The sequence below is a fragment of the Micromonospora sp. URMC 106 genome (assembly GCF_051386395.1).
GTDB lineage: Bacteria > Actinomycetota > Actinomycetes > Mycobacteriales > Micromonosporaceae > Micromonospora.
Window position 1 is genome coordinate 1 of record NZ_JBPQTP010000161.1, and the last position, 11068, is coordinate 11068.

The following is an 11068-nucleotide window of genomic DNA, read 5'->3' on the forward strand; positions in this document are numbered from 1 at the left end:
CCCCCCCCCCCCCCCCCCCCCCCCCCCCGCGTCTCCGCAGCCTTGTCGTCGCGCCTCGCCCTGGCGTTCGCGTCGCTCTGGGTTCGCCTTGCCCTTCATCTCGACGTCACGGCTTGACATGAAGTCGAGTTGAGGTTCGAGGATGGCGGCATGGCAGAGACCATCACAGTTATCGGAACCGGCGCCATCGGAACAGCGGTGGCACACCGCCTACTCGACGCGGGCCGCGAGGTAGCGGTGTGGAACCGCACTCAGCACCGGCTCACCGGCCTGGTGGAGGCGGGTGCTCGGCCCGTCGACTCGGTTGCTGCGGCCGTGTCGTCGAGCGATCTCGTCCTGCTCACCCTCACCGACTACCGCGCGGTCGCCGACTGCCTGGCCGCCATGCACCCGGACCAGGCCGGGCGGACCATTGTCGCGTTGTGCACCGGCACACCGGCGGAGGCGCAGAAGACGGCCGAGCTCGTCGCCGGCATGGGCGCTCGGTATCTTGACGCGGGCGTCCAGGCCTCACCGGAGACGATCGGCACTGACAGGGCCACCATCCTGTACGGCGGTGACCGTGCCGCGTACGAACTTCACCTTGACACCTTGCGCCTGCTCGGTCCGCCCCGCTTCGTCGGGGACGCGCCAGCGGCCGCCGCGATCTGGGATCTGGCCCTCTTCGGCGTCTGGTACGACGCACAACTGGGCCTGCTCCGCGCTCTCGACACCGTACGCGCCGCCGGCATCGACATCACCGACTTCGCCCGGACTGCCGGTACACAACTCGGCCACGTGGTCAACTCGGCCACGGCCACCGCGATCGAGCTTCTCGAAGCTGACTATCCGCCCGGCCCGGCCAACCTCGGCGAGCACCTCACCGTGCTCCGTCACCTCATCGAACAACGTTCCGGCAGCCCGCTCGGCGACGGCGGCCTTCCGATCGTGGCAGCGCGGATCGAGGCGCTCCTCGCTGACAACCGCTCAGGCGAGGGTCTCACCGCCGTCGTCGATCGACGAGAAGTCCCATAGGAGGCCGGACAACCTGCCTCGATGCGGCTCCGGCGTCCTGGCGAGCACCCCTGCGGACCTCGGGGCCAGGTCACCTACCAGATAGCGAGTTCCTCCGCATCGTTGCGGTGACAACCGCACAATCCCTACGGCCCCTCCGGGCGCGATTCGACAAGCACGAAAGGAATAGCCTACCGATGTCCCAGTCATCTACCCAGTTGGCAGATGGCCCGATTCTTCTCCGTAACACCATGCGCATCAAGGAGGGTCACCTCGAAGAATATCGAGACGCAGTTCGTTCTGCTGTCGACTTCGTAAGAGAGCACGGCCCGCAACTCATGGTTGAAGTGTTCATTGACGAAGCCAACCTACGCGCCTACAGCTTCCAGCTGTACCATGACTCCGCCGCGGTGCTGAAGCATTGGCAGCTCGCCGATCCCTACATCCAAGAGGTCATGGAACACTGCTCCGTGGAGGCACTTGACGTTTACGGGCAGCCCAGCAAGGAAGTCATGGACGGTCTAACGCAAAATGGTGGTACGGCTTCGCTCGTGGTTACCCCACATCTAACAGGCTTCTTCCGTCACCGCTGATCGGCGCCTTTCGGGCGCCCGTCAACTTCGTCGCACGGACGCCCCGCCGCGCGAGGAGCGGGCGCCGCCTGCGGACCGCGTCAGCTGACACCCCGTCAGGGGCGTTCTGCCGGCGTCCGCCCGAGCGGGGCGGAAACCGGGTGACGTGATCAGCTGGGTGGCCGGCGTAGACCGGCCCCCCGGCCCGAGGATGCCGAACGGCACCGACGACCAGCGGTAAATCATGTCGCGCCCTCGTCGAACGATGCGGACGGGGTTAGCGACTCGATCTGCTGAGCTGGTTCCGGCCCGCTCTGCTCCACTGACACAAGGGCGTGGGGCTACTGCTGAGCGAGACCGAGGACGGACGCCGAGAGTTGTTGATGCCTCCGCTGGTGCAGAGCAAAGGACGGCGAAGGTGTGTGGCCGGTGCGGCAGAGATGCGCCACTTCGTCCGATTTGCCGCTCCGCGGCGGCTCTGGGTGCCGTCGGTGCGGACGGAACGTTGACGCTGTGTGACCTTCGCTGAAGGTCCCGTTGTCGCACCCTGCGCGGTCGGCGCGTGGTCGGTTTCGTCGTGCCGTGGAGCCGGGAGAGCCCCGCGCCACATCGATCCCGCAGCGGGTGCGCCGGCTATTCGGCCGTCTCATCCAGGTAGCCGGGCGGCGTGGCGGGTAACCGTCGCAGGGCCACGTCAGAGAACGCCCAGAGCCACCGCACGGGGGAGTGCAGCGCACATGGGCATTGGTAGTGGGATCTTCCTGATCGCGATCGGCGCGATCCTCACCTTCGCCATCAGGGCCAACGTCTGGTGGGTCGACCTGCGCGCGGTCGGCTGGGTGTTCATCCTGGCCGGGCTCGCCGTACTGCTCACCACGCTCTGGTTCTGGCAGGACCGCCGCAAGCGGGCGCGGACACTCATCGTGGAGGAGAACCGGCTCTCGCATCCGACCGCGATGATGCCGCCGCCGCCCGACCCGCCGCCGCCGACCGCGCCGCCGTCCTGAGCCGGTGGCCGGCTGACAGGGTGCGGCCGCTGAGCCATCCGCCGAGCACCGGGCGGATGGCTCAGCCGCGTGCGGTGTGCCGGGCGGTGATCGGCGCCCGTCCCCGGCCCAGGTCGGCCCAGTCGCCCTCCGGCCGGTGTACGACGACGTCGCTGGTCCGCATGCCGTCCTGGTCCGCCCGGATCGGGTCGAGCAGAGCGGAGAGCAGCGAGATGCCCGGGTTGTGGGCGATCAACAGCACTGTCCGGGCGCTCGGCTCGACGCGCCTGACCAGGGCCAACAGGTCCTCCGGGTGAGCCTCGTACGCGTCCGCCTCGTAGCGTACGACGGGGGCGGGGCCGGCCGAACCGCCCTCGGGTGGCGACCCGGTCATGCCCATCGCCACACCGTGCCAGGTCTCCCGGGTGCGGCGGGCGGCCGAGCAGACCACCACGTCGGGCAGCAGCTCGTGCTTGGCCAGCCAGGCGCCGGCCGCCGCCGCGTCGGCGTGCCCGCGGGTGGCCAGCGGGCGCCGGACGTCCGGCTCCTCCCCCGGCGGCTCGGCCTTGGCGTGCCGGAGCAGCACCAGTGTCCGTCCCTCGGCGTGAGTGTCCGTCATGTCCCCAGCTTGCCCGATTGACGATCAGAGCGCCTGGGTAAGTCGATGGATGCCGCACCCTCACCGATGGCCGCGGCGGAGGTAGACGCCAGGGACAGCCGAGGAGGCGACGACATGGGTTTTGGTGGCAGTATCTTCCTGATCGCGCTGGGTGCGATCTTCGCGTTCGCCGTGGAGGCGGACCTGGGCTGGCTCAACCTGGCCGTCGTCGGCTGGGTGCTGATGCTCGCCGGTCTGGCCGGCCTGCTGGTCACGCTCCACTTCTGGAACACGCGCCGTCGGACCGTCGTCGCTCGGCCGGTGACCGAGGACCGGGTCGTCGCCGAGCGGGTCGTGCCCGTGCAGGACGACCGGGTCGTCGAGGAGTACCGCGAGGTGCGCCGGCCGCGCCGCACGGTCTGACGTCCCGACGCCGTCTTGCCGGGGGCTCCGCAGCGTGGCGGGGCCCCCGTCGTCTGCCCCGGCGGCTCCGGCGTCGGACCGGCCGGCCCACCGGCCGGTCGGGCTGAGCGGCCGGTCCGGCCAGGCGGTCAGGCGAAGAGGGCGAAATAGATCGCGATGTGGTGGCAGAGAGCGGCCACCAGGGTGCAGGCGTGGAAGAACTCGTGGTGGCCGAAGACGGTGGGCCAGGGGTTGGGCCGGCGCAGCGCGTAGAAGACCGCGCCGACGCTGTAGATCGCGCCGCCGACGATGAGCAGCACCAGCGCGGTCACGCCGCCCTGGTGCAGGATGTCGGGCAGCATCGCGACCGAGACCCAGCCGAGCGCCAGGTAGAGCGGCGCGGAGACCCAGCGCGGGGCGTGCGGCCAGACCAGCTTGAGCGCCACCCCGGCGATCGCGCCGCCCCAGACCAGCGACAGCATGATCGTGGCCGGCCGGGGCTCCAGCAGCAGGACGCAGAACGGCGTGTACGTGCCGGCGATGAACACGAAGATCATCGAATGATCCATCCGGCGCATGATCTGGTAGCCGCGCTCGGACCACACCCGCCGGTGGTAGAGGGCGCTGGTGCCGAAGAGCCCGCACACCGTCAGGCTGTAGATCACGCAGCTCACCAGGGGCGCCCAGCCGGGCCGGGTGGCGGCGATCGCGCTGAGCACGATCCCGCAGACCGCGGCGACGAAGAAGGCGTACGTGTGCAGCCAGCCGCGCATCCGGGGCTTGCCGATGTCGACCGGCTTGAGTCGAAGCGGTGCGGAGGTCGTCACGACATCAGGTTACGGCACCGTAGGTTACTTGCAAGTAGTGCGTCCGGTCACGTGGGATGGCGGTCGGTCGAAATCCGTACCCGGCGACCGGTCGGGGAGGATGGCGGCATGCGGATCCGACCCGTCGGGGCGCACGCCCTGCTGCTCGACTGCGCCGCGCCGGCCCCCGGCGCCGGGGAGACCCGGGGCACCCGTGCGGCCGGCGATCCCGGGGCGGGCGCCGGCCTGGTCGAGGCGTGGCGGGCCGAGCTGTGGCGGCGGCGGGAACAGGGCGAGCTGACCGCCGTCGAGATCGTGCCGGCGGCCACCACCGTCCTGCTCGACGGCGTGCCCGACCCGGTGGCTACGGCCGCGCGGATCGCCGGCTGGGCGCCCCGACCGGCCGCCCCCGCCGGACCGACCACCGCCGACCGGATCGAGGTCCCGGTGACGTACGACGGTGCGGACCTGCCCGTCGTCGCCGGTCACTGGGGCGTGGACGTGGCCACGGTGGTCGAGCGGCTGGCACGTACCGCCTTCCGGGTGGCCTTCTGCGGCTTCGCCCCGGGGTTCGCCTACCTGACGGGGCTCCCCGCCGAACTGGCGGTCCCCCGGCTGCCCAACCCCCGCCCCCGGGTGCCGGCCGGCTCGGTCGCCCTGGCCGGCCCGTACGCCGGCATCTATCCGGCGGCCTCGCCCGGCGGCTGGCTGCTGGTGGGGCGCACCGCCATGGCCCTCTTCGACGTGCGCGCGGACCCGCCGGCCCGGCTCACCCCCGGCGCCGAGGTGCGCCTGGTGGCCGCGTGACCCGGGCCGGGACGGTCGAGGTGCTCCGCGCCGGGGCGCTGACCACCGTCCAGGACCTCGGCCGGGCCGGGTGGGCGCACCTGGGCGTACCCCGGTCGGGCGCGCTCGACCCGGCGGCCCTGCGGCTGGCCAACCGGCTCGTCGGCAACCCGGAGTCCGCCGCCGGCCTGGAGATCACGATGACCGGCTGCGAGCTGCGGTTTCCCCGCGCCGCGACGGTCGCGGTGACGGGGGCCGGCACCGCCGTCCGGGTCGGCCGCCGCCCCGGGGACGTGGGGCGGCCACTGTCGGTGCCGGCGGGCGCCGTGCTGCGGATCGCTCCGCCCCACGACGGCCTGCGCAACTGGCTCGCCGTGGGCGGCGGGATCGCCGTCGAGCCGATCCTCGGCAGCCGCGCCACCGACACCCTCTCCGGGCTCGGCCCGCCGCCCCTGCGCGACGGCGACCTGCTGCCGCTGGGCGCACCCACCGGGCCCCCCGCCCCGGTGGATGTCACCGTCGCGGCGGCGGCCCCGGCCGAGCTGCGGCTGACGCTGCGACTCGGGCCCCGCGACGACTGGTTCACCGCGACCGCGCTCGACCGGCTGTTCGGCACCGCGTACGCGGTGAGCCCGGTGAGCAACCGGGTCGGCGCGCGACTCACCGGCGCGGCGCTGCCCCGCGCGGTGGCCGGGGAACTGCCCAGCGAGGGGATCGTGCTCGGCGCGGTACAGGTGCCGGCGGACGGCCAGCCGCTGATCTTCCTCGCCGACCATCCGACCACCGGCGGATACCCCGTCGTCGGGGTGGTGGACGACGTGACCCCGCTCGCGCAGGCCCGCCCAGGGACTACGGTCAGGTTCCATGGACCTCAACGCTGACCTCGGCGAGGGATTCGGCATCTGGCGACTCGGCGACGACGCCGCGCTGCTGGACCTGGTCACCTCCGCCAACGTCGCCTGCGGATTCCACGCCGGCGACGCGTCCACGATGCGCCGGGTCTGCGAGGCCGCCGCCGCCCGCGGGGTCGCCGTCGGCGCGCAGGTCGGCTACCGCGACCTCGCCGGCTTCGGCCGGCGGCACATCGCGTACGCCTTCGCGGAGCTGCGCGACGAGGTCACCTACCAGCTCGGCGCGCTCGACGCGTTCTGCCGGCTGTTCCGCACCCGGGTCCGTTACCTCAAGCCGCACGGGGCGCTCTACCACGCCGCCGCCTGCGACGAGGCCCAGGCGGCGGCGCTGGTCGCCGCGGTCGGCGACTACGACCACGAGCTGCCGCTGCTCTGCTCGCCCGGCTCGGTCCTCGCCCAGCTCGCCGCGGGGGCGGGTCTCCGGGTGGTCGCCGAGGGCTTCGCCGACCGGGGGTACCTGCCCAACGGCTCACTGGTGCCGCGCACCGCCCCCGGCGCGCTGGTCACCGACCCGGAGGAGGTGGCCGCCCGGGCCGTGCGGATGGCCACCGAGCGGACCGTCGTCGCCGTCGACGGGAGCGTCGTTCCGTGCCCGGTCGACTCGATCTGCCTGCACGGCGACGCGCCCGGCGCGGTCCGCTGCGCCGAGCTGGTCCGCGCCGCCCTCATCGACGCCGGCGTGCCGCTCACCCCGTTCGCGTGAGAGGGAGGGCATCCGTCGCCCGGGGTGGCCCAGGGCCCCTCCGCACACCAGGAAGTCAGGCGCCCGCCGGGACACCGGGGCGTCAGGCGTCGAGGCCGCGCAGGATCAGCGGGAGGCGCGCGGCGGCGCCGTCGACCACCCGGACCGGGACGCCCCAGTCCTGGCGGGTCAGGTGGCACGCCGCGTGCTCGACGTCCGCGTCGCAGGTCGCCGCCTGGGCGGTCACCTGGAGCACGCCGGCGGCCACGTCGCCGTTCACCACCAGCCGGCGGGACAGCTCGGTACCGGTCCCCGCGCCCTCCAGCAGCAGCTCCGGCGGGGACGCGGAGACCACCAGCCGCGTCGACGGGCCGTACGTCTCGTCCAGCTTCTGCCCCGGCGCCGGGGTGAAGACGACGTCCAGGGTCACCTCGCCGGCCCCCACGTCGGTGGGCTTGCGCTCGGTGCGGTGCCGCGGCCCGTCCACCGTGCTCGCTCCCGCCGCGGAGAGCGCGCCCGGCGCCAGCCGGGTCAACCGGTGCGCGGCGGACTCCACCACCAGCACCTCGCCGGCCGGCGTCAGCACGAGGTCGCTGGGCTCGGCGAGCCCGTCGGCGACCGTCGAGACCCGGTCGCCCTCCGGGTCGTAGCGACGGACCGCGCCGTTGTACGTGTCGGCGATCAACACCGAGCCGTCCGGCAGCCCGCACACCCCCAGCGGGTGCTGGAGCAGCGCCTCCGACGCCGGCCCGTCGACGTGGCCGAAGTCGAAGAGCCCCTGCCCGACGGCGGTGCCCATGACGTCGTTCTCGACGTACCGGATCGCGCTGGTCTCGCTGTCGGCGATCCAGAGCCGGGCGCCGTCCGCGGAGACCGAGAGGCCGGACGGCTGCGCCATCCACGCCTCGGCCAGCGGTCCGTCGCGCAGCGCCTCGACGGTGGTGCCCGCGTACATGCCGGCGGTGCGCTTCACCGGGTCGAACCACCAGAGCTGGTGGATGCCGGCCATCGCGATGACGACCTTGCCGTCGTACCAGGCCAGGTCCCAGGGGGAGGAGAGGTCGACGGCGAGCGCGTCGTGCGCGTGGTCGTCGACCGTGGAGCGCCACTGTCGGCCGGTGCCGGCGACCGTGACCACCTCGCCGTCCGCGAGGCGTACGCCGCGCAGCAGGTGGTTGACGGTGTCGGCGACGACCAGGTCGTAGCCCGCCACCTCGGCGGCGTGCGCGGGCAGCAGGCAGAGCCCCTGGGGCTCGGAGAAGGTGGCCGCCTCGGCGGGACCGTCGGCCCGCCCCCGGGTGCCGGCGCCGATCCGGCGGACCAGCGTCTCGCCGTCCGGGGCCAGCTCGGCCAGCGAGTGCCGGGCCGAGTCCGACACCAGCAGGTTGCCGTTCTCCAGCAGCACCGCCTTGCCCGGGAAGCGCAGGGTGGTCTCCGGCTCGGCCGGCGGGACGTACGGGCCGTCGCCCCGGTGCAGGGTGCCCTTCGCCTCGTGGGTGGCGATCAGGTCGTCGATGAGGCGGGCCAGCCCCTCGGCGTGCCCCTCCCCGGCCATGGTCGCCACCACGTAGCCCTCGGGGTCGATCACGGACAGGGTGGGCCAGGCGCGGGCCGCGTACTGCTGCCACATGTCCAGCTCGGGGTCGTCGAGCACCGGGTGGTGGACGCCGTACCGCTCCACGGCGGCGGCGAGCGCGTCCGGGTCCTTCTCGTGCTCGAACTTGGGTGAGTGCACGCCGATGACGACCAGCACGTCGCCGTACTTCTCCTCGAGCGGGCGCAACTCGTCGAGCACGTGCAGGCAGTTGATGCAGCAGAACGTCCAGAAGTCCGCGACGACGATCTTGCCGCGCAGGTCGGACAGCTTCAGGTCCCGCCCACCGGTGTTCAGCCAGCCCCGACCGCGCAGCTCCGGAGCCCGTACTCGTGCGCTCATGAGCCCAGTCTGCCGGACGCGACCGGCCGGGCCGGGCGGCACCCCGAGCGGGCTCGGTCACACCCCACGGGCGAAACGACGGCGGGGCCACGGTCTCCCGTGGCCCCGCCGTCGCGGTGTGGCTACTTGCCCGCCGGCTTCAGGCAGAGCACCCGGTTCGCCCCGTCACCCGGGAGCACCACGTGCGGCTGGGCCGGATCGGCGCACTTGTCCTTGGCATCCACCTTGGAGACCACGGTGAAGGCGCCCGCCTCGCCGCAGTTCGCCGCTGCCGCGCCCTCGCCGGACTGCTTCACGCAGCTGCCGACTGCCGGATCGAAGGCCGGCGTCTCCTCCGCGCCGCCGACCTTGCCGAGCAGCATGAGCAGGCCCAGCGGCACCGCCAGGATCAGCACCGCGGCGACGAGCACCGCGGCCAGCACGCGCCCGTTGCGCACCTTGGGCGTGGGCGCCTCGGTCTTCGGCTCCGCGATCGGCTTGAACGAGTCGAACCGACCCTGGTCGCCCGGGTCACCCTGGCCGCCCTGGCCCCACGAGGGGCCGGGCTGCTGCCCGGGCTGCTGCCCGGGCGGCGGGAACGCCGGCGGGAAGGCGTTACCGGGCGCGGGCTCGGGCATCGGGGCGGGCCCGTAGCCGGCTGCCGCGCCGACGGCGCCGCCGGCGGACGGCGCGCCGAAGTGTTCGGCGGGACGATCCGCGCCGCCGTGCGGCCGGACCCCGTTCACGGGCCGGTCGCTGGCCGGAGCGTCGGCGAAGGACGGCACGCCCGGCGGGAAGGCCGGGGGCGCGGCCGGCGACGCCGGCGCGACCGGAGCGGCCCCGCCGAAGGCGGCCGGCCCCCGGTCCCGGTCGTCGAAGCGGGGCTCCGGTCCCTGGTCGAACCGGTTGTCGGGTCCCTGGTCGAACCGGTTGTCGGGTGCGTGGTCGAACCGCGTCTCGGGTGCCTGGTCGAACCGGGGCGACGGTGCGTGGTCCAGCCGGTGCCCGTTCGGCTCGTCCTGCTCGGGCTCGTCCGCCGGTTCCGGGCGGGCCGGCCGGCCGTACACCCGGGGCTGGGGAGCGGGCGTGCCACCCGGTCGCAGGGCCTGGTCGGTCGGCGGCATCACCCGGCTGGCCAGCGGCACCGCGGCGCTCGCCGAGACGCTGCCGGCCGCCGCCTCGGCACCCTCCGGCGCCGGCACGGCCGCCCGTCCACCCGACTCCGGCGAGGTGCGCGGCGCGGGAACCATCGGCCCGGCCGTGGCCTGCGGCTCGTCGTGCCGGGAGCCGGCCTGCGCCCAGCTGGGCTGCTCCTGCTCGTACGCCGGCAGACCACCCTCGCGGGCCGACTGCTCGGGCGCGAACGGGGCCGGCGGGACGTAGTCGGCCGGCGGGGCGGCGGCCAGGCTGGCGCCGGGCACCCGCTGCTCCTGCGGGGGCAGCGGCACCGCGTTGGCCGGCGAGATGCCGGGGCCCGGGGCGGGCTGGTAGATCGGCGGCTCCTCGGCGCGGTCGGCCTCCCAGCCGGTGCCGGCGCGGCTCGCGGCGGGCTCGCCCGCCTCGGCGCGGCCCCACGCCTCGTCCGCCGACCAGGGCTCGACGTCCGGAGCGACCGGGTTGGCGGTCCGCTGCGGCAGGCTCTCCGCCGCGTTGCCCCACGCGGGCGGCCCGCCGTCGCCGGGGACGGGAACGGCCGCCCGCCCGGGCGGGGTGGGGGCGGGCTCGGCCGAGCCCCAACCGTTGGCGTCCCGCTCCTCGGGCTGCTGCGGCACCGACGCCGCGCCCCGGACCCGGGCCGACTCGTCCCGGCCCGGCCACTCGTCGCCCTGCGGCTGGTCGTCCTGGGGGGCGCCCCACGATCCGCCCGGCCGCTGCTCGGCGCCGGCGTTCCAGCCGGCCGGTGACTGGTCGTCCTGCTGGCCGGTGCCGGCCCAGCCACCCGAGCGGTTCGGGTCGTCGTGCTGCGGCCGGTCGGCCGGGGCGGCGTCCTCGGCCCAGCCACCGGCGCGGGCCTGGTCGTCCTGCTGTTGCCCGGCTGGCCAGCCGCCGGAGCGGGCGGGGTCCTGCGGGGGCTCGGTGTTCCAGCCACCGGAGCGGGCGGGGTCGTCCTGGGCGGGCCAGGGCTGCGGCGCCGGGGCGGCCTGCGGGACCCGGGCGGCGCCGCGCGCGGCGGGCTCGGGCGCCGACCAGGCGGGGGCCGCCTGATCGGCCGGTGCCCACTCGGGCTGCTCGTCCCGCTGCCCGGTGCCGGCCCAACCGCCGGAGCGGTTGGGGTCGTCCTGCTGCTGTCCGGCCGTCCAGCCGCCGGAGCGGTTGGGGTTGTCCTGCTGTTGCCCGGCCGGCCAGCCACCGGAGCGGGCGGGGTCCTGCGGGGGCTCGGTGTTCCAGCCGCCGGAGCGGGCGGGGTCGTCCTGGGC

At 74.4% G+C, this 11068-nt stretch carries 11 protein-coding genes; 7 read left to right on the plus strand and 4 right to left on the minus strand.

Translation table 11 applies throughout. From position 1 onward, the window contains the following. Window positions 1-150 precede the first annotated feature (150 nt). From ACSNOB_RS30050 to ACSNOB_RS30060, 3 genes are all read left to right on the plus strand, one after another. The gene (locus ACSNOB_RS30050; protein WP_436690594.1) at window positions 151-1014 is read left to right on the plus strand and encodes an NAD(P)-dependent oxidoreductase; all 864 of its coding nucleotides are present in this window, start codon (window positions 151-153) and stop codon (window positions 1012-1014) included. A 230-nt stretch (window positions 1015-1244) separates the two neighbouring features. Beyond that, a complete protein-coding gene (locus ACSNOB_RS30055) occupies window positions 1245-1586 on the plus strand; it encodes a hypothetical protein (protein WP_436690596.1) in 342 nt (113 codons plus the stop codon). Between the two features lie 716 nt (window positions 1587-2302). Continuing rightward, window positions 2303-2572 carry a DUF6458 family protein gene (locus tag ACSNOB_RS30060; protein WP_043961115.1) on the plus strand — a complete coding sequence of 90 codons (270 nt, stop codon included), beginning with the start codon at window positions 2303-2305 and terminating at the stop codon, window positions 2570-2572. Window positions 2573-2633: 61 nt separating this feature from the next. Here ACSNOB_RS30060 and ACSNOB_RS30065 read toward each other — a convergent pair whose 3' ends face one another. Continuing rightward, window positions 2634-3170, minus strand: coding sequence for a SixA phosphatase family protein (locus ACSNOB_RS30065; RefSeq protein WP_436690598.1), 537 nt, complete (start codon window positions 3168-3170; stop codon window positions 2634-2636). Between the two features lie 114 nt (window positions 3171-3284). Between ACSNOB_RS30065 and ACSNOB_RS30070 the strand changes: the two genes are divergently transcribed. Then, window positions 3285-3572: a DUF6458 family protein gene (locus ACSNOB_RS30070; protein WP_393108096.1), complete on the plus strand. Its 288-nt coding sequence runs from the start codon at window positions 3285-3287 to the stop codon at window positions 3570-3572. Window positions 3573-3700: 128 nt separating this feature from the next. Here ACSNOB_RS30070 and trhA read toward each other — a convergent pair whose 3' ends face one another. Next, window positions 3701-4378: a PAQR family membrane homeostasis protein TrhA gene (gene trhA / locus ACSNOB_RS30075; RefSeq protein WP_393108094.1), complete on the minus strand. Its 678-nt coding sequence runs from the start codon at window positions 4376-4378 to the stop codon at window positions 3701-3703. 108 nt (window positions 4379-4486) lie between these two features. Between trhA and ACSNOB_RS30080 the strand changes: the two genes are divergently transcribed. Genes ACSNOB_RS30080 through ACSNOB_RS30090 form a run of 3 tightly spaced genes read left to right on the plus strand, consistent with a single transcriptional unit; the run spans window position 4487 to window position 6757 of the window. Further along, the gene (locus ACSNOB_RS30080) at window positions 4487-5164 is read left to right on the plus strand and encodes a 5-oxoprolinase subunit B family protein (protein ID WP_436690601.1); all 678 of its coding nucleotides are present in this window, start codon (window positions 4487-4489) and stop codon (window positions 5162-5164) included. After that, a complete protein-coding gene (locus ACSNOB_RS30085) occupies window positions 5161-6024 on the plus strand; it encodes a biotin-dependent carboxyltransferase family protein (RefSeq protein ID WP_436690603.1) in 864 nt (287 codons plus the stop codon). Before ACSNOB_RS30080 ends, ACSNOB_RS30085 begins: the two co-directional genes overlap by 4 nt. After that, window positions 6008-6757, plus strand: a complete 750-nt coding sequence (locus ACSNOB_RS30090; protein WP_436690605.1) for a LamB/YcsF family protein — start codon at window positions 6008-6010, stop codon at window positions 6755-6757. Before ACSNOB_RS30085 ends, ACSNOB_RS30090 begins: the two co-directional genes overlap by 17 nt. 82 nt (window positions 6758-6839) lie before the next feature. Here the strand turns inward: ACSNOB_RS30090 and ACSNOB_RS30095 are convergent, their stop codons facing one another. Both ACSNOB_RS30095 and ACSNOB_RS30100 read right to left on the minus strand, forming a co-directional pair. Continuing rightward, window positions 6840-8672 carry an NHL domain-containing thioredoxin family protein gene (locus ACSNOB_RS30095; protein ID WP_436690607.1) on the minus strand — a complete coding sequence of 611 codons (1833 nt, stop codon included), beginning with the start codon at window positions 8670-8672 and terminating at the stop codon, window positions 6840-6842. A 122-nt stretch (window positions 8673-8794) separates the two neighbouring features. Continuing rightward, window positions 8795-11068 (minus strand): LppU/SCO3897 family protein (locus tag ACSNOB_RS30100; RefSeq protein WP_436690609.1); only part of this gene is annotated, 2274 nt, incomplete at its 5' end.

Bases quoted from the DNA above. Each gene is read 5' to 3' on its own strand.
- ACSNOB_RS30070 (WP_393108096.1), top strand. From the start codon at position 3,285: ATGGGTTTTGGTGGCAGTATCTTCCTGATCGCGCTGGGTGCGATCTTC.
- ACSNOB_RS30050 (WP_436690594.1), top strand. From the start codon at position 151: ATGGCAGAGACCATCACAGTTATCGGAACCGGCGCCATCGGAACAGCG.
- ACSNOB_RS30080 (WP_436690601.1), top strand. From the start codon at position 4,487: ATGCGGATCCGACCCGTCGGGGCGCACGCCCTGCTGCTCGACTGCGCC.
- ACSNOB_RS30065 (WP_436690598.1), bottom strand. From the start codon at position 3,170: ATGACGGACACTCACGCCGAGGGACGGACACTGGTGCTGCTCCGGCAC.
- ACSNOB_RS30095 (WP_436690607.1), bottom strand. From the start codon at position 8,672: ATGAGCGCACGAGTACGGGCTCCGGAGCTGCGCGGTCGGGGCTGGCTG.
- ACSNOB_RS30055 (WP_436690596.1), top strand. From the start codon at position 1,245: ATGCGCATCAAGGAGGGTCACCTCGAAGAATATCGAGACGCAGTTCGT.
- ACSNOB_RS30060 (WP_043961115.1), top strand. From the start codon at position 2,303: ATGGGCATTGGTAGTGGGATCTTCCTGATCGCGATCGGCGCGATCCTC.
- ACSNOB_RS30090 (WP_436690605.1), top strand. From the start codon at position 6,008: ATGGACCTCAACGCTGACCTCGGCGAGGGATTCGGCATCTGGCGACTC.